Annotated in this window: 20 protein-coding genes; 15 read left to right on the top strand and 5 right to left on the bottom strand. The window is 60.7% G+C overall.

Annotated elements, in window-relative coordinates; all coding sequences use genetic code 11:
* Positions 1–164: 164 nt before the first annotated feature.
* Complete coding sequence (locus tag AC30D9_RS08250; protein WP_307572754.1) at positions 165–1,223, top strand: type IV toxin-antitoxin system AbiEi family antitoxin; 1,059 nt, start codon at positions 165–167, stop codon at positions 1,221–1,223.
* Positions 1,211–2,080 carry a hypothetical protein gene (locus AC30D9_RS08245; RefSeq protein ID WP_490143864.1) on the top strand — a complete coding sequence of 290 codons (870 nt, stop codon included), beginning with the start codon at positions 1,211–1,213 and terminating at the stop codon, positions 2,078–2,080. The genes AC30D9_RS08250 and AC30D9_RS08245 overlap by 13 nt, the downstream gene beginning before the upstream one ends.
* Positions 2,081–2,188: 108 nt before the next feature.
* On the opposite strand, the gene pyrE is transcribed toward AC30D9_RS08245, so the two are convergent.
* Positions 2,189–2,833: an orotate phosphoribosyltransferase gene (gene pyrE / locus AC30D9_RS08240; RefSeq protein ID WP_307572759.1), complete on the bottom strand. Its 645-nt coding sequence runs from the start codon at positions 2,831–2,833 to the stop codon at positions 2,189–2,191.
* A gap of 83 nt (positions 2,834–2,916) precedes the next feature.
* Here pyrE and crc point away from each other — a divergent pair, with 83 nt between their 5' ends.
* A complete protein-coding gene (gene crc, locus AC30D9_RS08235; RefSeq protein WP_013694557.1) occupies positions 2,917–3,696 on the top strand; it encodes a catabolite repression control protein Crc in 780 nt (259 codons plus the stop codon).
* 96 nt (positions 3,697–3,792) lie between these two features.
* Here the strand turns inward: crc and gltS are convergent, their stop codons facing one another.
* From gltS to rph, 3 genes are all read right to left on the bottom strand, one after another.
* The gene (gene gltS, locus AC30D9_RS08230) at positions 3,793–5,001 is read right to left on the bottom strand and encodes a sodium/glutamate symporter (protein ID WP_490143863.1); all 1,209 of its coding nucleotides are present in this window, start codon (positions 4,999–5,001) and stop codon (positions 3,793–3,795) included.
* A 360-nt stretch (positions 5,002–5,361) separates the two neighbouring features.
* On the bottom strand, positions 5,362–5,730 hold the full coding sequence (locus tag AC30D9_RS08225) for a DUF4870 domain-containing protein (RefSeq protein ID WP_109752718.1): 369 nt from the start codon (positions 5,728–5,730) through the stop codon (positions 5,362–5,364).
* Positions 5,731–5,760: 30 nt separating this feature from the next.
* Positions 5,761–6,483 (bottom strand): ribonuclease PH, encoded by a 723-nt coding sequence (rph, locus tag AC30D9_RS08220; protein WP_003177262.1) that lies wholly within the window; start codon positions 6,481–6,483, stop codon positions 5,761–5,763.
* A gap of 260 nt (positions 6,484–6,743) precedes the next feature.
* Between rph and AC30D9_RS08215 the strand changes: the two genes are divergently transcribed.
* From AC30D9_RS08215 to AC30D9_RS08190, 6 genes are all read left to right on the top strand, one after another.
* Positions 6,744–7,607: a YicC/YloC family endoribonuclease gene (locus tag AC30D9_RS08215; protein WP_307572763.1), complete on the top strand. Its 864-nt coding sequence runs from the start codon at positions 6,744–6,746 to the stop codon at positions 7,605–7,607.
* Between the two features lie 10 nt (positions 7,608–7,617).
* Entirely contained in the window at positions 7,618–8,238 is a 621-nt protein-coding gene (gene gmk, locus AC30D9_RS08210) for a guanylate kinase (RefSeq protein WP_134926418.1), read from the top strand.
* A 167-nt stretch (positions 8,239–8,405) separates the two neighbouring features.
* Positions 8,406–8,669 carry a DNA-directed RNA polymerase subunit omega gene (gene rpoZ / locus AC30D9_RS08205; RefSeq protein WP_003177259.1) on the top strand — a complete coding sequence of 88 codons (264 nt, stop codon included), beginning with the start codon at positions 8,406–8,408 and terminating at the stop codon, positions 8,667–8,669.
* Positions 8,670–8,729: 60 nt separating this feature from the next.
* Positions 8,730–10,835, top strand: a complete 2,106-nt coding sequence (gene spoT / locus AC30D9_RS08200) for a bifunctional GTP diphosphokinase/guanosine-3',5'-bis pyrophosphate 3'-pyrophosphohydrolase (RefSeq protein ID WP_109752721.1) — start codon at positions 8,730–8,732, stop codon at positions 10,833–10,835.
* Between the two features lie 37 nt (positions 10,836–10,872).
* Positions 10,873–11,253, top strand: coding sequence for a RidA family protein (locus AC30D9_RS08195; protein WP_014340863.1), 381 nt, complete (start codon positions 10,873–10,875; stop codon positions 11,251–11,253).
* Positions 11,254–11,308: 55 nt separating this feature from the next.
* Complete coding sequence (locus AC30D9_RS08190; protein ID WP_490143862.1) at positions 11,309–12,049, top strand: hypothetical protein; 741 nt, start codon at positions 11,309–11,311, stop codon at positions 12,047–12,049.
* 134 nt (positions 12,050–12,183) lie between these two features.
* Here AC30D9_RS08190 and AC30D9_RS08185 read toward each other — a convergent pair whose 3' ends face one another.
* On the bottom strand, positions 12,184–13,041 hold the full coding sequence (locus tag AC30D9_RS08185; protein WP_307572770.1) for an SDR family oxidoreductase: 858 nt from the start codon (positions 13,039–13,041) through the stop codon (positions 12,184–12,186).
* A 188-nt stretch (positions 13,042–13,229) separates the two neighbouring features.
* Here AC30D9_RS08185 and exbB point away from each other — a divergent pair, with 188 nt between their 5' ends.
* The 6 genes from exbB to AC30D9_RS08155 all read left to right on the top strand — a co-directional run bounded on the left by exbB (position 13,230) and on the right by AC30D9_RS08155 (position 20,084).
* Positions 13,230–14,231: a tonB-system energizer ExbB gene (exbB, locus tag AC30D9_RS08180; protein WP_307572772.1), complete on the top strand. Its 1,002-nt coding sequence runs from the start codon at positions 13,230–13,232 to the stop codon at positions 14,229–14,231.
* 6 nt (positions 14,232–14,237) lie between these two features.
* Positions 14,238–14,666, top strand: coding sequence for a TonB system transport protein ExbD (gene exbD / locus AC30D9_RS08175; protein WP_134926424.1), 429 nt, complete (start codon positions 14,238–14,240; stop codon positions 14,664–14,666).
* Positions 14,663–15,418 (top strand): energy transducer TonB, encoded by a 756-nt coding sequence (locus AC30D9_RS08170; RefSeq protein ID WP_134926426.1) that lies wholly within the window; start codon positions 14,663–14,665, stop codon positions 15,416–15,418. The genes exbD and AC30D9_RS08170 overlap by 4 nt, the downstream gene beginning before the upstream one ends.
* A gap of 183 nt (positions 15,419–15,601) precedes the next feature.
* On the top strand, positions 15,602–16,522 hold the full coding sequence (locus tag AC30D9_RS08165; protein ID WP_134926428.1) for a hydrogen peroxide-inducible genes activator: 921 nt from the start codon (positions 15,602–15,604) through the stop codon (positions 16,520–16,522).
* Positions 16,523–16,531: 9 nt separating this feature from the next.
* A complete protein-coding gene (gene recG, locus AC30D9_RS08160; protein ID WP_490143861.1) occupies positions 16,532–18,607 on the top strand; it encodes an ATP-dependent DNA helicase RecG in 2,076 nt (691 codons plus the stop codon).
* A gap of 79 nt (positions 18,608–18,686) precedes the next feature.
* On the top strand, positions 18,687–20,084 hold the full coding sequence (locus AC30D9_RS08155; protein ID WP_307572775.1) for an aminoacyl-tRNA deacylase and HDOD domain-containing protein: 1,398 nt from the start codon (positions 18,687–18,689) through the stop codon (positions 20,082–20,084).
* Positions 20,085–20,239 lie beyond the last annotated feature (155 nt).

The raw sequence follows: 20,239 nt of genomic DNA, 5'->3' as shown, positions 1-20,239 counted from the left end.
TAAGGCTCGCGATCTTTTTTGCGGGTAAGAAAAGATCTGGGTCACCTCTAAGTTTCAAAAAAAAGCCTGTTTCAACGAATGCTGAAAACCAGCTTTTAGTGAAATCGCTAGACGTTTTTCACCATAAAAGCTATTTTCAGCATTCGTTGAAAAGGTGACTATCAATGAAAACACTCGAATCAAGCTCAAAAGAGGCTCTTCAAGACCTCCTGAGCAAAGTACCGATCATCGAGATAAAAAGCTTCAAGACCACGCCGACAGCCAAAAACTGGGCCCCCGACTTCATTGTTGAAATCGACGCCTCGGGAAAATCCCACTCCCTGGCCTGCGAGATTAAAGCCAATGGGCAGCCCAGATTTGTAACCACAGCCATACTCCAGCTTCGCGACTACGTGAGTGAGTGGGACACAGAGGTCACGCCTATCGTGATAGCCCCCTATCTTTCGCTTGCTGCCAGACAGGCATGCCGGGAAAAGGGGGTCGGTTATCTGGATCTGGAGGGTAACGCCTGGTTTTCGTTCGATGGCGTATTCATCGATCACCAAGTCGCAGAAAAGCCGCCCTCGGAACATAGGGGGCTTAAGTCCCTCTTCAAGCCAAAATCAGCGCAGATTCTTCGTACGATGTTGCGCGACCCCGATCATGCATGGCGGGTTGTAGAGCTCTCCGAGGCGGCCAACGTGAGCTTGGGCCAAGTCAGTAATGTGCGCACGGCTCTACTTGATCGAGAATGGGGACGAGCAACACGCGATGGATTTTTCCTGTCCGATCCTCAATCACTTCTGGATGCATGGGTCAAAGTCTATGAGACTCCATCCGGGGAGCGTAAAAAGTTCTATACCCCCCTACACGGCAGCGCCCTGGAAAATGCGGCACGGAGCGTGATTGGCGAACAGGGCAATGGGCGCACGGTTTTTTCTTCATTTTCCGCCGCACAATGGCTCGCCCCCTATGCCCGAGTGAGCACGAATTACTTTTATGCGGACAGTGAGGGACTGGAAAAATTAATCTCAGCTCTGCAGCTGACACCCGTCACCAAAGGTGAAAATGTGGTGATCACACTACCCAAGGACGAAGGGCTTCTTTTGGATATCGTCGAAGCGGCGCCCAATGCAATATGCACCAGCCCTGTTCAAACCTATTTGGATCTAGCCGTTGCCGGAGAACGCGCAAAGGAAGCAGCCGAATATCTACGCCAGGAAAAACTGACATGGGCCCGTTAGTGCCGCGGGAGCCTCAATCAGCCTCGGATTATGAAGACAGGACGACGACTGCTGTAAAAGCGGTACTCGTCGAAATGGGCCAGATTCTGGGTAGTTTCAAAGGAAAGTTTGCAGTGATCGGCGGCGCGGTGCCATGGCTGCTCCTTGCAAATGACGATATGCAGCATGTCGGTACGCTCGATGTCGACTTGAGTCTTGACGCAGAAGCACTTGGCGATGGCGAGTACGCGACTCTGGTCGAAGCCTTGATGGGTAATGGGTACGAGCAAAGAGGAGAACTAAGACGCTTCCAACTCGTTCGCCAGGTTCCCGTGGATGATGGCGGAGCCCCGATAGATGTGATCGTAGACTTCTTGATGCCACGCGACGCCGCGATCATTCAAAATAAGCCGCCCATTCTGAGCGACTTTGCGGTTCAACGTGCCGATGGCGCCGACCTGGCAATGCGGTTTTATCAGATGGTCGCAATTGAAGGCCCCATGCCTACCGGGGGTACAAATCGAGTCGAGGTTGCCGTGTGCTCCATCCCGGCATTGCTCGCGATGAAAGGCTATGCCCTTAATGGTCGACACAAACAGAAAGACGCCTACGACATTTATTATTGTGTTCGCAATTATCCGGGCGGCATAACAGCGCTCGCGCAAGAGTGCCGACCCGTACTCGAAACCGGAAGTGGCGAGCAGGGCTTCCTTTACATCTGCCAAAAATTTGATATTGCCAACGGTTATGGCCCGACGTCAGTTAGGCGTTTCGTCGAAGATAGCCAGATCCTTGAGGATCGGACTCCGGATCAATGGCAGCAGGATGCTTTCGGGCAAGTGGATGCCTTACTGCGTGCCCTTCACTTAAGGGAGTGAAGAGCCACTGTAAGCAAAAAGACCCCGCCCAACCTGGTTGAGCGGGGTCTTTTTTATGTGCCGATTACTCAGTGAAAGCGAGCTCCCACAGGGTTTAGCACAAGCCGATCAAACGCCGAACTGGGCGCGATAAGCCTCAACCGCTGGCAAATGCTGCTTGAGCTGCGGGTCGTCGGCCAAAAACTCCAGTACCTGGGTCAGCGACACAATGCTGATCACCGGGATGCCGAAGTCGCGCTCCACTTCCTGGATCGCCGACAGTTCACCGTTGCCGCGCTCCTGACGGTTCAGGGCGATCAGCACGCCGGCGGCCTTGGCGCCCTCCTGGGAACCGATGATCTGCATCACTTCACGGATCGCGGTGCCGGCGGTGATCACGTCGTCGATGATCAGCACGTCGCCGGTCAACGGCGCGCCTACCAGGCTGCCGCCTTCGCCGTGGGCCTTGGCCTCCTTGCGGTTGAAGCACCAGGGCAGGTCGCGGTCATGGTGTTCGGCCAGGGCGACAGCGGTGGTGGCGGCCAGCGGGATACCTTTGTAGGCCGGGCCGAACAGCACGTCGAAGGGGATGCCGCTCTCGACGATGGCCGCCGCATAAAAACGACCCAACTGCGCCAGGGCGGTTCCGGTGTTGAACAGGCCGGCATTGAAGAAGTACGGGCTGGTACGCCCGGACTTGAGGGTGAACTCACCGAAGCGCAAAACGCCGCGATCGATGGCAAAACGAATGAAATCGCGCTGATACGCCTGCATGAAAAAAAGCCTCAAATACCGCGGATTTAGCTAAATAGGTACACGCCGTGTATCATACACGCACGTGATTTTTGGGGCCATTTATGCGGATCATCAGTGTGAACGTCAATGGTATTCAGGCTGCAGTCGAGCGTGGTTTGCTCAGTTGGCTGCAAGCACAGAATGCCGACGTCATCTGCCTGCAGGACACCCGCGCCTCCGCCTTTGAACTTGACGATGCAGCCTTCCAACTGGATGGTTACTTCCTTTATGCCTGCGATGCCGAAGTCCCCGCCCAGGGTGGCGTGGCTTTGTACTCGCGGCTGCAACCGAAGGCTGTCATCAACGGTCTTGGTTTCGAGACGGCGGACCGCTACGGGCGCTACCTGCAAGCCGATTTCGACAAGGTCAGCATCGCGACCTTACTGCTCCCTTCGGGGCAGAACGGCGATGAAGATTTGAATCAGAAATTCAAGTTGATGGACGATTTCGCCCGTTACCTGGATAAACAGCGGCGCAAACGTCGCGAGTACATTTATTGTGGCTCGCTGTACGTGGCGCAACAGAAGCTGGATATCAAGAACTGGCGCGACAGCCAACAATCTCCTGGCTTCCTGGCGCCGGAACGGGCCTGGATGGACGAGATCATTGGCAACATGGGCTATGTCGATGCCCTGCGTGAAGTCAGCCGTGAAGGTGATCAGTACAGCTGGTGGCCGGACAACGAGCAGGCCGAGATGCTCAACCTCGGTTGGCGTTTCGACTACCAGTTGCTGACGCCTGGGCTGCGCCGTTTCGTACGCAGCGCCCGCCTGCCGCGCCAGCCACGGTTCTCGCAGCATGCGCCGCTGATCGTGGATTACGACTGGACGCTGACCATCTAAGCCTATCGGCGACCTCCCGCAGGTCGACCGGCCAAAGAAAATGCCCGTTTCGCAAGAAACGGGCATTTTTTATGGAACACGCTACCGCGTCGATCATCAAGCCGCGGCAAAAAACGGCAAGGCAAGGTACAACTTGATGACGATGACGTTAATGATATCGATGAAGAACGCCCCCACCATGGGCACCACCAGGAATGCTATCTGCGAAGGTCCGTAGCGCTGCGTCACCGCTTGCATGTTGGCAATGGCCGTCGGCGTGGCACCCAATCCAAAACCGCAATGCCCTGCCGCCAATACCGCGGCGTCGTAATGACCGCCCATGAGCCTGAACGTCACGAAAATCGCAAACAGCGCCATGACCAACGTCTGGGCCGCCAGGATAATGAAGATCGGCAAGGCCAGTGAGGCCAGGTCCCACAACTTGAGTGACATCAAGGCGATCGCCAGGAACAGTGACAAGCTGACATTGCCAAGCACGGACACTTCTCGCTCGAATACTTGATACAGGCCCAGTGCCGAAAGCCCGTTACGCAGAACCACTCCCACGAACAAGACGCAAACGAACGTCGGCAATTCGAAGGCCGTATCGTGGAGCTGACCATTCAAGAGCGTACCGGCCAACAGGCTGACCGCGATCAGGGCGAGCGTCTCGATGAACGAAAATGGTGTGATCGAGCGCTCTTTGTTCGGCTGCTCGAAGCCTTTGGGTACCCGGGGCTTTTCTGTCTCGAGGCAGCCGGGTGACTGGACACGCTTGATGAGAAGGCGAGCGACCGGTCCACCGATCAAGCCACCCAACACCAAGCCAAATGTCGCAGAAGCCATCGCCAACTCGGAGGCGGAAGCCAGGCCGAACTTCTCACTGAACACCGTCCCCCACGCCGCGCCGGTCCCGTGACCGCCCGCCAAGGTGATCGAACCTGTCAGCAACCCCATCAGCGGATCGAGCCCCAGCGCTTTTGCCAGCCCGATGCCCATGGCGTTCTGAACCAGCAGCAGGCCAGTGACTGCCATTAGGAAAACGCCCACGACACGCCCGCCTTTCTTCAGGCTGGCGAAGTCCGCACTCAGGCCAATGGTGGCAAAAAACGCCAACATCAACGGTGTTTGCAGCGAAGTATCAAATCGAACTTCAACTTCAAGCCCCCGCAAAGCCAACAGGACCAAGGCAACTACCAGGCCACCCGCCACAGGCTCAGGGATATTGTAGGCGCGTAGAAAACCAACACGCGTAACGAGCCCACGCCCCAGTAACAGCACTAAAGAGGCGGCGACAAGTGTTCCATAGAAATCGAGTTGAAACATGAGTGTTTATCTTTTTATATACATTCAGTGGCGAACTTTTTACCTGGGCACGCCGCTTGAACAGGTTGATTGCCTCAGCATTGATTGGCTTTGAATTCAAGGACCTTCAATGGTCTGAATATATCGAAATATTTCTGAACGAATATAACTTGGACGCAACTCTATCAATCGAAGCGTCTTATTGCCAAGCATAGAGGACGCACTGAACCTGTGCAGTTGTGACTAAAAATTTAAAGGCGATCAATATGCCCAATAACTCTCTGTACAAAGGGATACAACACATAAAGAGAAACAATTATGACTTCAAAAAGAAAATGCCCCGATAAACGGGGCATTTTTCTTGAAACGAAGTTTTGATCGTTATTTGACCAAGCGCCAGGTAAACGGATACCGATACGGCTGCCCTTCATTGGCCTTCACGCCGCCGATGATGGTCAACACCAACGCACCGATGGCCACCAGGCCGAACAGGAAGAAGCCGATCACCACGACCATCAGCAACAGGCAGATCGCCGAAGCGATGGCCACAGTGATCTGGAAGTTCAGCGCTTCCTTGCCCTGGGCGTCGATGAACGGGTCAGACTCGCGCTTGAGCTGCCAGAGCACCAGCGGCCCGATCAGCGTACCGAACGGAATCCAGATCCCCAACAAGGCGGACAGGTGACAAAACATTGCCCATTGACGCGCCTCTTTGCTCGGCTGGGGCAGCAGGACTTGCTCATCACTCATGACACTCTCCTTGTCTGAAGCGTGGATCGATCAGTCAGCCAACGCGGCTTTTTGCAGTTCGAAGATCTCGTTCATGCCTTTCTTCGCCAACTCCAGCATAGCGTTCAATTCTTCCGGCTGGAACGGTGCACCCTCGGCGGTGCCCTGAACCTCGATGAAACCGCCGGCACTGGTCATGACCACGTTCAGGTCGGTCTCGGCGGCGGAATCTTCCAGATAATCCAGGTCCAGCACCGGCTCGCCCTGGTACATGCCCACGGACACGGCGGCGATCATCTGCTTGAGCGGGTCGCCACCCTTGAGGCCGCCGCGCTTCTTGATCACTTTCAAGGCATCGACCAGGGCGACCATGGCCCCGGTGATGGACGCAGTACGCGTACCGCCGTCGGCCTGGATCACATCGCAATCGACATACAGCGTCACGTCGCCCAACTTGGACATGTCCAGTGCGGCGCGCAGCGAACGGCCGATCAGGCGCTGGATCTCCAGGGTACGACCGCCCTGCTTGCCACGGCTGGCCTCGCGCTGGTTCCGCTCACCGGTGGCGCGCGGCAGCATGCCGTATTCGGCGGTCAGCCAGCCTTGGCCCTGGCCCTTGAGGAACCGTGGCACGCCGTTTTCGACGCTGACGGTGCAGATGACCTTGGTATCACCGAATTCGACCAGTACAGATCCCTCGGCGTGTTTGGTGTAGTTGCGGGTAATGCGGATCGAGCGAAGCTGATCGGCAGCGCGACCACTTGGACGTTTCATAGGGAACACCTGTACAGAGGACTGAAAACTGCCGGGCATTATAGAGCCGTGAGCCGTCATAGGGCAGTTAAACGTAGCGCAGTTCTGAGCGAAGCCGCTCAAAGGCCCGCCCGACGGGTTGCAGCGCTTTGTCACATGCCCGGTTTGGGGCCAAGGGCTCACTGCGCTACAATCCTGCGCCTTTGCTGCCCTTGGGCTTTTATTTACAGATCCCAGGCCCATGACCACCGTCGTGCCGGCCTGCATTGCGAGGAACCTCCATGGTGCACAGCATGACCGCCTTCGCCCGCGTCGAAAAGGCCGGGGCCCAAGGCACGCTGAGCTGGGAACTGCGCTCGGTCAACAGCCGTTACCTGGAGCCGCACCTGCGCCTGCCCGAATCCTTCCGCGACCTGGAAGGCGGCGTGCGCGAAGCCCTGCGCCAGGGCCTGTCCCGGGGCAAGCTGGAATGCACTCTGCGTTTCACCGAAGAAAGCACTGGCAAAACCCTGCAAGTGGACCGCGAGCGCGCCGCGCAACTGGTCGCAGCAGCCGAAACCGTTGCCAGCCTGATCAAGAACCCTGCTGCCCTGAATCCGCTGGAAGTCCTCGCCTGGCCCGGCGTGCTGGTGGGTGATGCGAGCGACCCGCAAGCGCTGAACGCCGAGGCGATGGCGTTGTTCAATGAAGGGCTCAGGGAACTCAAGGCCGGCCGCGAGCGTGAAGGCGCGGAGCTGGCCCGGCTGATCAACGAGCGCCTGACGTCCATAGAAGAAGATGTCAGCACCCTGCGCGAGCTGGTCCCGCAGATGCTTGCCACCCAGCGCCAGAAAGTCCTCGATCGCTTCGCCGACATGAAGGCCGAGCTGGACCCGCAACGCCTGGAACAGGAAATGGTCATGCTCGCGCAAAAGAGCGACGTGGCCGAAGAACTGGATCGCCTGAGCACCCACATCATCGAAGTTCGCCGGGTGCTCAAGTCCGGCGGTGCGGCCGGTCGCCGCCTGGACTTCCTGATGCAGGAACTCAACCGCGAAGCCAACACATTGGGCTCCAAGGCCTTCGACCCGCGCAGCACCCAGGCTGCGGTCAACCTCAAGGTGTTGATCGAGCAAATGCGCGAACAAGTGCAGAACATTGAGTAAGGCTCACGACATGACCCACAGCACCGGCACTCTCTACATCATTTCCGCGCCCTCGGGCGCCGGCAAGACCAGCCTGGTCAAGGCGCTGGTCGATGCCGAGCCGCAGATCCGCGTCTCGGTCTCGCACACCACCCGCGCCATGCGCCCGGGGGAAGTGAACGGGGTGAATTATCACTTCGTCGACCGCGAAGAATTCGTGAGGATGGCCGAGCACGGCGACTTCCTGGAGCGCGCCGAAGTCTTCGGCAACCTCTATGGCACTTCGCAAAGCTATCTGCAGCAGACCCTCGATGAAGGCCACGACCTGATCCTGGAAATCGACTGGCAAGGCGCCGAGCAGGTGCGCAAGCTGATGCCCCAGGCCCGTTCGATCTTCATCCTCCCACCGAGCCAGCAGGCCTTGCGCCAGCGCCTGACCAACCGTGGCCAGGACAGCGATGACATCATCGAAGGCCGGATGCGTGAAGCGGTCAGCGAAATGAGCCATTACGTCGACTATGATTACCTGATCATCAACGACGATTTCGCCCATGCACTGGACGACCTGAAGGCGATTTTCCGCGCCAGCCAGTTGCAGCAGAAACGCCAACAGCAACGTTTCGGCAAACTATTGGCCGAACTGCTGGGCTGAACAGCCCTTCCCAAAACCGCTGCGACGGCTTTACATTGGTACTCGCAGCGCGCCGAGGGGTTTGGTTAAAAAATCAGCGCTTCCCTAAACGCTGGTGTTTTTTTAAACTGTCGAGTCCGCTCGCCCAACCGGGCAGCGCGCATATTGCATTCGCTCCGAGGAATACCATGGCCCGCGTAACCGTTGAAGACTGCCTAGAACACGTGGAAAACCGCTTTGAGCTGGTCATGCTCTCTACCAAGCGTGCCCGTCAACTGGCCACCGGTGGCAAAGAGCCGTTGGTCCAGTGGGAAAACGACAAGCCTACCGTGGTAGCGCTGCGTGAAATCGCCGAAGGCCTGATGAGCTACGAGTTCATCGCCAACGCTGAAATCGTCGAAGACGAACCGCTGTTCGCAGCGTTCGAGGACGAGTCCAACGAGGCGGTCTAAGCCTATGCCTGGTCGACGTAGCACGGCGCGGGGTCACAGCAAACGGCAGGAGTCATCATCATGCCGAGCATAGACGCCCTCGCCGATCGCTTATCGGCCTACCTCGGCACGGACCAGGTCAATCTGGTCCGCCGAGCCTACTTCTACGCCGAACAAGCCCACGACGGCCAGCGCCGCCGCAGCGGCGAGGCGTACGTCACGCATCCTCTTGCAGTGGCGAATATTCTTGCCGACATGCACATGGACCATCAGAGCCTGATGGCGGCGATGCTGCATGACGTGATCGAAGACACCGGGATTGCCAAGGAAGCGCTGCAAGCGCAGTTTGGCGAAACCGTGGCCGAACTGGTCGACGGGGTCAGCAAACTGACCCAGATGAACTTCGAGACCAAGGCCGAGGCCCAGGCCGAGAACTTCCAGAAAATGGCCATGGCCATGGCCCGCGACATCCGCGTGATCCTGGTCAAGCTCGCCGACCGCCTGCACAACATGCGCACCCTGGAAGTCCTCTCCGGCGAAAAACGCCGGCGCATCGCCAAGGAAACCCTGGAAATCTACGCGCCCATCGCCAATCGCCTGGGCATGCATGCGATCCGCATCGAGTTCGAAGACCTCGGTTTCAAGGCCATGCACCCGATGCGTTCGGCGCGGATCAACCAGGCCGTCAAGCGCGCCCGGGGCAACCGCAAGGAAATCGTCAACAAGATCGAAGAGTCCCTGAGCCACTGCCTGGCCATCGACGGCATCGAAGGCGAAGTCAGCGGGCGGCAGAAACACCTCTACGGCATCTACAAGAAAATGCGCGGCAAGCGTCGGGCCTTCAACGAGATCATGGACGTCTACGCGTTCCGGATCATCGTCGACAAGGTCGATACCTGCTACCGCGTGCTGGGTGCCGTGCATAATTTGTACAAACCGTTGCCGGGGCGCTTCAAGGACTACATCGCGATCCCCAAGGCCAACGGCTATCAGTCGCTGCACACCACGCTGTTCGGCATGCACGGCGTACCGATCGAAATCCAGATCCGCACCCGCGAAATGGAAGAGATGGCCAACAACGGCATCGCCGCCCACTGGCTCTACAAATCCAGCGGTGACGAACAGCCCAAGAGCACCCACGCTCGTGCCCGGCAATGGGTCAAGGGCGTGCTGGAAATGCAGCAACGGGCCGGCAACTCCCTGGAGTTCATCGAAAGCGTGAAGATCGACCTGTTCCCGGACGAGGTCTATGTCTTCACGCCCAAGGGCCGGATCATGGAGCTGCCCAAAGGCTCAACCGCCGTGGACTTTGCCTATGCGGTGCACACCGACGTCGGCAACAGCTGCATCGCGTGCCGGATCAACCGCCGCCTGGCGCCGCTGTCCGAGCCGCTGCAAAGCGGCTCCACGGTGGAAATCGTCAGCGCTCCCGGCGCCCGGCCGAACCCGGCGTGGCTCAATTTCGTGGTCACCGGCAAAGCCCGCACACACATCCGTCATGCCTTGAAACTGCAACGCCGCTCCGAATCCATCAGCCTTGGCGAGCGCCTGCTGAACAAAGTGCTGAACGGTTTCGACAGCGCGCTGGACAAGATTCCGGCCGAGCGCGTGCAAGCGATGCTCCATGAATACCGCCTCGAACTGATCGAAGACCTGCTGGAAGACATCGGCCTGGGCAATCGCATGGCCTATGTCGTCGCCCGCCGCCTGCTCGGCGAAGGCGAACAGCTGCCAAGCCCTGAAGGCCCGCTGGCGATTCGCGGCACCGAAGGCCTGGTGCTCAGCTATGCCAAGTGTTGCACGCCGATCCCGGGCGACCCGATTGTCGGCCACCTGTCCGCCGGCAAGGGGATGGTGGTGCACCTGGACAACTGCCGCAACATCAGCGAAATCCGCCACAACCCGGAAAAATGCATCCAGCTCTCCTGGGCCAAGGATGTCACCGGCGAATTCAATGTCGAGCTGCGGGTCGAGCTGGAACACCAGCGCGGCCTGATCGCCCTGCTGGCCAGCAGCGTCAACGCCGCCGACGGCAACATCGAAAAAATCAGCATGGACGAACGCGATGGTCGCATCAGCGTCGTTCAATTGGTGGTCAGCGTGCACGACCGTGTGCACCTGGCCCGCGTGATCAAGAAACTGCGTGCCCTGACCGGCGTCATCCGCATCACCCGAATGCGCGCATAGCGCCGCGAACAGGCCTATTGCTTACAAGGAGTCATAAATGACCAAGACCGTTATCACCAGCGACAAGGCCCCAGCCGCCATCGGCACTTATTCCCAGGCGATCAAGGCCGGCAATACCGTGTACATGTCGGGCCAGATCCCACTGGACCCGAAAACCATGGAGTTGGTGGAAGGCTTCGAAGCCCAGACCGTGCAGGTATTCGAAAACCTCAAGGCCGTGGCCGAGGCTGCTGGCGGTTCGTTCAAGGACATCGTCAAGCTCAATATCTTCCTCACCGACCTGAGCCACTTCGCCAAGGTCAACGAGATCATGGGCAAGTACTTCGACCAACCTTACCCTGCCCGTGCCGCTATCGGCGTGGCAGCCCTGCCAAAGGGCGCGCAGGTTGAGATGGATGCCATCCTGGTCATCGAGTAATAAGGCCGGCGCAGCGTCTCCCGCTGCGCCGTTTTCGTCTTGAAAGGATTCCACCATGCGCAAAGCGCTTGCTCTCTCGCTGGCAGCCCTGCTTCTGGGCGGCTGCGCCAGCGACCCAGCCGACCGTGACATCAGCGGCACCTGGATCAACCAGGCAGCCATCGACGCTGCCGCCAAGGGCGGCCCGCTTCGCGAAGCGCTGCAGGGCTATGGCCCGAACCTGGAATGGGACGTCAACACCCGTGCCGGTCAGGCGCGCTACACCAACGGTTTTGAAAACGTCGAAGGCAAATTGCTGGGCGAAGAAGACGGCGCGTGGAAAGTCGATTTCTACGGCAGCTCCGCCAGCGAACTCAAGCGTGACGGCAACCAGTTGAGCCAGGCCGCCACCGAGAACGAGCCACAGCAAGTGTTCGACCGCGCGACAATCCAAGTGCCGGAAGGCGCGCCAATCGGCGCCAGTTTCGAGCGCGCGCTGTATGCCGCCTACCTCGGTGGCACCTGGAACATCGTCAACGGCCCCGGCCAAGGCACCAGCGTACAATTCCAACCCGACGGCCGGGTCAGCGGCCTGCCGGGTGCCGATCGCTACGCCTTGTGCCTGGCCGGCGATTGCGCCTCCATGAGCGGTGGCAACGACAACATCTGGCTGCAACAGAACGGCCAGGGCAACACCTGGATCTTCGCCCGCGATGGCAAGAAGCTGGAGATTTTCCAGACCGTCAACGCGGCGCTGGCCGATGAAATGCCTTCGTTCACGCCGGGTAATCGGCAGTGGTTGCTGGAAAGGCAGTAGGAGCCCCGACGCGGTTCCCATGTGGGAGCGGGCTTGCTCGCGAAGGCGGCATGACAGTCAACGAAGATGTTGGATGTCAGGGCCCCTTCGCGAGCAAGCCCGCTCCCACAGTTTGCTTTGGGGTGTCAGGAGAATCAGCAGCGCCCTTCCAGAATCGCCGCATAACCCTCGCGAAAACTCGGATAACGCGGCGTCCAGCCCAAGGCCTTCGCCCGGGCATTGCTGCAGCGCTTGCTGCCGGCGCGGCGAACGCTGGCGTTTTCGGCCCATTGGGTAACGCCCATGTATTCACGCAACCAGCCCACCACGTCGGCCAGCGCGGCGGGAGCGTCGTCGACGCCGATATAGCAGTCTTCCAGGGCTTTGCCCTGGCGATCGGCTTCCAGCAGGAAGGCCAGCAGGCCCGCCGCGTCGTCGGCGTGGATCCGGTTGGCGTACAGGGGTGGATCTTCCACCACGCTATAGCCCTGGCGCACCTGGCTCAACAGCCATTCACGTCCCGGGCCGTAGATACCGGTCAGGCGCACGCGGCTGGCCGGGATGCCGCTGTCCAGCGCCACTTGCTCGGCCTCGAGCATCAGCCGACCGGAATAACCGCCGGCGACGGTTGGCGAGGTTTCATCCACCCATTCGCCCTGCTGCTGCCCATAAACACTGCTGCTGGACACAAAAAGCAGACGCTTGGGGCGCTGGCCGTGCTGCTTCAACCAACCCAACACATGCTGCAAACCTTCGACGTAAGCCGCGCGATAGCCCGCTTCGTCATGGTCGGTGGCCGCGGCGCTGTACACCAGGTAATCCAGCGACCCGGTGGGCCAGTCGGCGGGGCACTGCTCGCTGAACAAATCCCCCGCCACCCCGATGACGCCGGCAGGCAGGCTCGAAACCGTACGCCGCAGGCCATGGACTTGCCAATGTTCAGCCACTAACTGGCTGGCCAGGCGGCCGCCGATATCACCGCAGCCGGCGATCAAAACAGATGGCGCGGACATCAAGAACTCCTCTGGCAAAGCCGCAGACTAGCCTCCGCAGGGGACGAGCGGCTAGCCATGCGACAAAAAAAGTAACTGTATTACTTTTGTTAACAAGAATTACTTGCAATAATGCCCACCACTTTTGTTCTCGGCCCCACGAGGCCTGGAAGAACATCAACCTTCTTTTCCTCTCAGGTCCGGCCAGCATGAAACGCTCTCTATCTCCCGCTTCGCCAACCAATCGACCTCGTGCCTGGAGCACGGTAGCCGCCCTGCTGTTCAGCCTGCTGCTGGCACCGGCCGCCGCGATCGCGGATCAAGCCGCCGCTCCCGCAGCCGCTAACGAACCCGCTGCAAGCGCCACGCCGGACGTACCGCGCAACCCGGACGGTAGCGTCGACACATCGACACTCCCTCCAGAAGTCCAAAAGGCGTTGGCTGAGTTCGGCGACGCGGCGAAACGGATGGAAGAAGATCAGCAAAAGGCCGATAACTCCCTGGGCATGGCCCACGACCTGTCGCCATGGGGCATGTACAAGAACGCCGACATCATCGTGAAAATCGTGATGATCGGCCTGGCCATCGCCTCGATCATCACTTGGACCATCTGGATCGCCAAAGGCTTCGAGCTGCTGGGGGCCAAGCGTCGCTTGCGCGGTGAAATCGCCGCCCTGAAAAAAGCCACCACCCTCAAGGAAGCCAGCGCCACCGCCGCGAAGGAAGGTACCCTCGCCAACCTGTTGGTGCATGACGCGCTCGAAGAGATGCGCCTGTCGGCCAACAGCCGCGAGAAAGAAGGCATCAAGGAGCGCGTGAGCTTCCGCCTCGAACGCCTGGTAGCCGCCTGCGGTCGCAACATGAGTAGCGGCACCGGCGTGCTCGCCACCATCGGTTCCACCGCGCCGTTCGTCGGCCTATTCGGCACCGTGTGGGGCATCATGAACAGCTTCATCGGCATCGCCAAGACCCAGACCACCAACCTCGCCGTCGTCGCTCCCGGCATCGCCGAAGCCCTGCTGGCAACGGCATTGGGCCTGGTCGCGGCGATCCCGGCCGTAGTGATCTACAACGTCTTTGCCCGCTCCATTGCCGGCTACAAGGCCCAGGTCTCCGACGCCTCGGCCGAAGTCCTGCTGCTGGTCAGCCGCGACCTCGACCACCTGCCGCCCGAGCGCGGTTCGCAACCGCACATGGTGAAAGTGGGGTAATCGGCCATGGGCCTGCATTTGAAAGAAGGCGCAGACGACGATCTGGCCGAGAACCACGAAATCAACGTCACGCCGTTCATCGACGTGATGCTGGTGCTGCTGATCATCTTCATGGTCGCCGCCCCGCTCGCCACCGTGGACATCAAGGTTGACCTGCCGGCGTCGACGGCCAAGCCCTCGCCACGGCCGGAAAAACCGGTGTTCCTCAGCGTCAAGGCCGACCAGCGCCTGTTCCTTGGCGAAGACGAGGTCAAGGCCGAAACCCTCGGTGCGACCCTCGACGCCAAGACCCAAGGCAAGAAAGACACGACGATCTTCTTCCAGGCCGATAAAGGCGTGGACTACGGCGACCTGATGAGCGTGATGGACACGCTGCGCAGCGCCGGCTACCTGAAGGTCGGCCTGGTCGGACTCGAGACGGCGCCTAAGAAATGATCACGATGCGCCAAAAGCTGACGCGTTACAGCGGTAGCCTGGTGGTAGTGCTGGGCGTGCACGCGCTCGCCATCGCCCTGGCGCTGAACTGGACCTCGCGCGCGCCCATTGAATTGCCTCCCCAGGCGATGATGGTCGAGTTGGCGCCAGTGCCGGCCCCACCGCCGCCGGCACCGCCGAAAGTCGTCACACCGCCGCAACCTCCCGAGCCGGTCGAAGAGCTGCCGCTGCCCAAGCTGGCCGAAGCGCCGAAGCCGGAGATTTCCGTGCCCAAGCCGGTCAAGCCCAAGCCCAAGCCTCAACCACCCAAGCCCAAACCGGTGGAGAAAAAGCCCGAGCCGCCGAAGGAACAGCCGTCGGAGCAGAAGCCCAGCGACACCCCGCCGACCCAGTCACTGGCCGAGAAGTCCGCGCAACCGGCTCCTGGCCCGTCGCCCGCGCAATCGGCCGCCAAGGCCAACTGGCAAGGCACGCTTTTGGCGCACCTGGGCAAGTACAAGAAGTACCCGCCCAGGGCGCAGCAGATGAACAAGGAAGGCACCAACCGCCTGCGTTTCGTGGTGGACGCCGAAGGCAACGTGCTGTCATTCGAACTGGTGGGCAGCTCCGGCACCGACTTGCTCGACCGGGCCACCCTGGAAATGATCCGCAAAGCCCAACCGCTGCCCAAGCCGCCGGCGGAGCTGCTGACCAACGGCACCATCGAACTGACGGCACCGTTTGTGTACTCCATCGACAAGCGCCGGCGTTGATCTCGATTACCAGCCCCTGCAATAGGGCTGGCAATCGAGGGCAAAGGTGTTTACCTGTGGGAGCAAAGCTTGCTCCCACAGGTAATACGCATTCGACAGTGTCACACCGCGCCCCCAGTCTGATAACGTGCGTCTATCGATTGCAGCCGGTATGCTTGGCTCGCAACTTCATGGACGCTTGCTATGACCCTCACAGAATTACGCTACATCGTCACCCTCGCCCAAGAGCAGCATTTCGGCCATGCGGCCGAGCGTTGCCATGTCAGCCAGCCGACGCTGTCGGTAGGTGTGAAAAAGCTTGAAGACGAGCTCGGTGTGCTGATTTTCGAGCGCAGCAAAAGCGCCGTGCGCCTGACCCCGGTCGGCGAAGGCATTGTGGCCCAGGCACAAAAAGTTCTGGAACAGGCCCAAGGCATCCGTGAACTGGCCCAGGCCGGCAAGAACCAACTGACCGCCCCGCTGAAAGTCGGCGCGATCTACACCGTTGGCCCGTACCTGTTCCCGCACCTGATCCCGCAACTGCACCGGGTCGCCCCGCAGATGCCGTTGTACATCGAAGAAAACTTCACCCATGTGCTGCGCGACAAGTTGCGCAACGGCGAACTGGACGCGATCATCATCGCCCTGCCGTTCAACGAAGCCGACGTCCTGACCTTGCCGCTCTATGACGAGCCGTTCTACGTCCTGATGCCGGCCCAGCACCCCTGGACCCAGAAAAAAACCATCGACGCCGCCCTGCTCAACGACAAGAGCCTGCTGTTGCTCGGCGAAGGTCACTGCTTCCGCGACCAGGTGCTCGAGGCCTGTCCGACCCTGACCAAGGGCGGCGAAGGTGCCAAGCACACCACGGTGGAATCCAGCTCCCTGGAAACCATCCGTCACATGGTCGCCTCGGGCCTGGGCATTTCGATCCTGCCGCTGTCGGCGGTGGACAGCCACCACTATGCCCCCGGCGTGATCGAAGTCCGCCCACTGACGCCACCGGCGCCGTTCCGCACCGTAGCCATCGCCTGGCGCGCCAGTTTTCCACGACCCAAGGCCATCGAGATCCTCGCTGACTCGATCCGCCTGTGTTCCGTGGCCAAGCCACCCGCTGGCAAGTAAGCCCCAGCCATGACTGAGCTGTCGAAAGTGCCGGTCACGGCACTCAAGGGTGTCGGTGAAGCCATGGCCGAGAAATTGGCCAAGGTCGGCCTGGAAAATCTCCAGGACGTGCTGTTCCACCTGCCCCTGCGTTACCAGGACCGCACCCGCGTAGTACCCATCGGCCATTTGCGCCCCGGGCAGGACGCGGTGATCGAAGGCACCGTCAGCGGCGCCGACGTGGTCATGGGCCGGCGCCGCAGCCTGGTGGTGCGCCTGCAGGACGGTACCGGCGGGCTCAGCCTGCGCTTCTATCACTTCAGCAATGCGCAAAAGGAAGGCCTCAAGCGCGGCACCCGCGTGCGCTGCTACGGTGAAGCACGGCCCGGCGCGTCGGGGCTGGAGATCTATCACCCGGAATATCGCAGCATCACCGGCGACGAGCCACCACCCGTGGACGAAACCCTGACCCCGGTCTATCCACTCACCGAAGGCCTGACCCAACAACGCCTGCGCCAGCTCTGCCAGCAAACCCTGACCCTGCTCGGCCCCAGCAGCCTGCCCGACTGGCTGCCCACGGAGCTGGCCCGGGACTATCAACTGGCGCCGTTGGCCGATGCGATCCGTTACCTGCACCACCCGCCCGCCGATGCCGATGTCGACGAACTCGCCCTCGGCCATCACTGGGCCCAACATCGCCTGGCCTTTGAAGAGTTGCTGACCCACCAACTGTCGCAGCAGCGCCTACGGGAAAGCCTGCGCTCCCTGCGCGCCCCGGCCATGCCCAAGGCCCGGGATCTACCGGCCCGCTACTTGGCCAACCTCGGTTTCACCCCCACGGGTGCCCAGCAGCGGGTTGGCAACGAAATTGCCTACGACCTGAGCCAGCCCGAGCCCATGCTGCGGCTGATCCAGGGCGATGTCGGTGCCGGCAAGACCGTGGTCGCCGCCCTCGCCGCGCTCCAGGCTCTGGAGGCGGGTTACCAGGTGGCGTTGATGGCGCCCACCGAGATTCTCGCCGAACAACATTTCATCACCTTCCAGCGCTGGCTCGAACCCTTGGGCATCGAAGTCGCCTGGCTGGCCGGCAAGCTCAAGGGCAAGAACCGCGCAGCCGCCCTGGCACAGATCGCCGAAGGCGCACCGATGGTGGTCGGTACTCATGCGCTGTTCCAGGAAGAAGTGCAGTTCAAGAACCTGGCCCTGGTGATCATCGACGAACAGCACCGCTTCGGCGTACAGCAACGCTTGGCCCTGCGGCAGAAAGGCGTGGGCGGGCGGATGTGTCCGCATCAGTTGATCATGACCGCCACGCCGATCCCGCGGACCCTGGCCATGAGCGCCTACGCCGACCTCGACACCTCGATCCTCGACGAACTGCCGCCGGGTCGTACACCGGTCAATACCGTGCTGGTCACCGATACCCGGCGGGTCGAAGTGATCGAGCGCGTGCGCAGCGCCTGCGCCGAAGGGCGCCAAGCCTACTGGGTATGTACGCTGATCGAAGAATCGGAAGAACTGACCTGCCAGGCCGCTGAAACCACCTATGAAGACCTCACCGCCGCCCTCGGCGAGCTGAAGGTCGGGCTGATCCACGGGCGCATGAAACCCGCCGAGAAGGCCGCCGTCATGGCCGAGTTCAAGGCCGGCGCCCTGCAATTGCTGGTCGCCACCACGGTGATCGAGGTCGGTGTGGACGTGCCCAACGCCAGCCTGATGATCATCGAAAACCCCGAACGCCTGGGCCTGGCGCAGTTGCACCAGTTGCGCGGCCGTGTCGGTCGGGGCAGCGCCGCCAGCCATTGCGTGCTGCTGTATCACCCGCCACTGTCGCAGATCGGTCGGCAGCGCCTGGGCATCATGCGCGAAACCAACGACGGCTTCGTCATCGCCGAAAAAGACCTCGAACTGCGCGGCCCCGGCGAAATGCTCGGCACGCGACAGACCGGTCTGCTTCAATTCAAGGTAGCCGACCTGATGCGCGACGCCGATCTGCTCCCCGCCGTACGCGACGCCGCCCAGGCGCTACTGGAACGCTGGCCCGACCACGTCAGCCCGCTGCTGGATCGCTGGCTGCGTCATGGGCAGCAATACGGCCAAGTGTGAGCACGCGCTCAGTTTTCCGGACGCGCGTACTGGACAAGCTGGTTATACTGACCAACTTGTAGGAAAACGGATACAGACCATGACAGAAGCTGCCCTCGTCCCCGAATCTCCGCACGCTCCGTCTGTTATTCGGCTGCTGCTCGAGAAATTAGGCATCGGCTTTGACGAAGTGCTCGAACGCCCCGGCCTGAACCCAGCCCGCAAAGTGCAGGCAGTGTTGCTGCACGATGCCGTTGGCGCGCTCATGGTGCTGTTTCCGCAAAGCCAGTTGCTGGACCTCAACCGCCTGGCCGAACTCACCGGCCGCAAGCTCACGGCGGTGCCGACCGAACGTCTGGAGCGCATGCTCGGCAAACACAGCCTGAGCCTGCTGCCTGGCCTGCCGGCGCTGACCAGTTCGCCGTGCCTGTACGAAGAAAGCCTGCTGCGCGAACCAAAGCTGTTGATCAACTCCGGCGAGCCGGGATTGCTGCTGGAAGTCACCAGCGAAGCGTTCAAGACCATGCTCACCAAGGCCAGCGCCGCGACATTCGGCGAAGCCGTGAGCAACATCACCCCCAACCTGGACCGCCCGCACGACGACCGTGCGGAAATCACCCAGGCTGTGCAAGCGTTTACCGCGCGGCGCATCCAGCAACGGCTGGAAGAAACCATCGAAATCCCGCCGCTGGCTGAAACCGCGCAAAAAATCATCAAGCTGCGGGTCGACCCTGACGCCACCATCGACGACATCACCGGCGTCGTGGAAACCGACCCGGCCCTGGCCGCACAAGTGGTGAGCTGGGCCGCATCGCCCTACTATGCCTCGCCGGGCAAGATTCGTTCAGTGGAAGACGCCATCGTCCGCGTCCTGGGCTTCGACCTGGTGATCAACCTGGCGCTGGGCCTGGCCCTGGGCAAGACCCTCAGCTTGCCCAAGGACCACCCGCAACACACCACGCCGTACTGGCATCAGTCGATCTACACCGCCGCCGTCATCGAAGGCCTGACCCGCGCCATGCCCCGCGCCCAGCGCCCGGAAGGTGGCCTGACCTACCTGTCCGGCCTGCTGCACAACTTCGGCTACCTGTTGCTGGCCCACGTCTTCCCGCCGCACTTCTCGTTGATCTGCCGGCATCTGGAAGTCAACCCGCACCTGTGCCACAGCTACGTGGAACAGCACCTGCTGGGCATCAGCCGCGAACAGATCGGCGCCTGGCTGATGCGCTACTGGGACATGCCCGACGAACTGGCCACCGCCCTGCGCTTCCAGCACGACCCGTACTACGACGGCGAATACGCCGCCTACCCGAACCTGGTATGCCTGGCCGTGCGCCTGCTGCGCTCGCGGGGTATCGGCTCCGGTCCGGACGAGGAAATCCCCGATGCACTGCTCGAACGCGTAGGCCTGTCTCGAGACAAGGTCAACGACGTAGTCAGCAAAGTGCTTGAGGCGGAAGTGCTGCTGCGGGAACTGGCTTCGCAGTTCAGCCACTGACCACCGGCTGATCGATGAGCTTGTGGTGAGGGAGCCACCGCCACGTCTTCGATGCTGCTGTCGCGCAGGGAACTAGAACGACGTCCACGAGATATCTGTTTTTAATCGTTCCCACGCTCCGCGTCACGTTTCAGAAGCGGAACGCTCCTGCTCCC

Source organism: Pseudomonas sp. DF11, assembly GCF_058148565.1.
The sequence above is the reverse complement of the archived record's forward strand: the minus strand, read 5'-3'. Positions and strand labels throughout refer to the sequence as shown.

Bases quoted from the DNA above. Each gene is read 5' to 3' on its own strand.
- AC30D9_RS08250 (WP_307572754.1), top strand. From the start codon at position 165: ATGAAAACACTCGAATCAAGCTCAAAAGAGGCTCTTCAAGACCTCCTG.
- AC30D9_RS08245 (WP_490143864.1), top strand. From the start codon at position 1,211: ATGGGCCCGTTAGTGCCGCGGGAGCCTCAATCAGCCTCGGATTATGAA.
- pyrE (WP_307572759.1), bottom strand. From the start codon at position 2,833: ATGCAGGCGTATCAGCGCGATTTCATTCGTTTTGCCATCGATCGCGGC.
- crc (WP_013694557.1), top strand. From the start codon at position 2,917: ATGCGGATCATCAGTGTGAACGTCAATGGTATTCAGGCTGCAGTCGAG.
- gltS (WP_490143863.1), bottom strand. From the start codon at position 5,001: ATGTTTCAACTCGATTTCTATGGAACACTTGTCGCCGCCTCTTTAGTG.
- AC30D9_RS08225 (WP_109752718.1), bottom strand. From the start codon at position 5,730: ATGAGTGATGAGCAAGTCCTGCTGCCCCAGCCGAGCAAAGAGGCGCGT.
- rph (WP_003177262.1), bottom strand. From the start codon at position 6,483: ATGAAACGTCCAAGTGGTCGCGCTGCCGATCAGCTTCGCTCGATCCGC.
- AC30D9_RS08215 (WP_307572763.1), top strand. From the start codon at position 6,744: ATGGTGCACAGCATGACCGCCTTCGCCCGCGTCGAAAAGGCCGGGGCC.
- gmk (WP_134926418.1), top strand. From the start codon at position 7,618: ATGACCCACAGCACCGGCACTCTCTACATCATTTCCGCGCCCTCGGGC.
- rpoZ (WP_003177259.1), top strand. From the start codon at position 8,406: ATGGCCCGCGTAACCGTTGAAGACTGCCTAGAACACGTGGAAAACCGC.
- spoT (WP_109752721.1), top strand. From the start codon at position 8,730: ATGCCGAGCATAGACGCCCTCGCCGATCGCTTATCGGCCTACCTCGGC.
- AC30D9_RS08195 (WP_014340863.1), top strand. From the start codon at position 10,873: ATGACCAAGACCGTTATCACCAGCGACAAGGCCCCAGCCGCCATCGGC.
- AC30D9_RS08190 (WP_490143862.1), top strand. From the start codon at position 11,309: ATGCGCAAAGCGCTTGCTCTCTCGCTGGCAGCCCTGCTTCTGGGCGGC.
- AC30D9_RS08185 (WP_307572770.1), bottom strand. From the start codon at position 13,041: ATGTCCGCGCCATCTGTTTTGATCGCCGGCTGCGGTGATATCGGCGGC.
- exbB (WP_307572772.1), top strand. From the start codon at position 13,230: ATGAAACGCTCTCTATCTCCCGCTTCGCCAACCAATCGACCTCGTGCC.
- exbD (WP_134926424.1), top strand. From the start codon at position 14,238: ATGGGCCTGCATTTGAAAGAAGGCGCAGACGACGATCTGGCCGAGAAC.
- AC30D9_RS08170 (WP_134926426.1), top strand. From the start codon at position 14,663: ATGATCACGATGCGCCAAAAGCTGACGCGTTACAGCGGTAGCCTGGTG.
- AC30D9_RS08165 (WP_134926428.1), top strand. From the start codon at position 15,602: ATGACCCTCACAGAATTACGCTACATCGTCACCCTCGCCCAAGAGCAG.
- recG (WP_490143861.1), top strand. From the start codon at position 16,532: ATGACTGAGCTGTCGAAAGTGCCGGTCACGGCACTCAAGGGTGTCGGT.
- AC30D9_RS08155 (WP_307572775.1), top strand. From the start codon at position 18,687: ATGACAGAAGCTGCCCTCGTCCCCGAATCTCCGCACGCTCCGTCTGTT.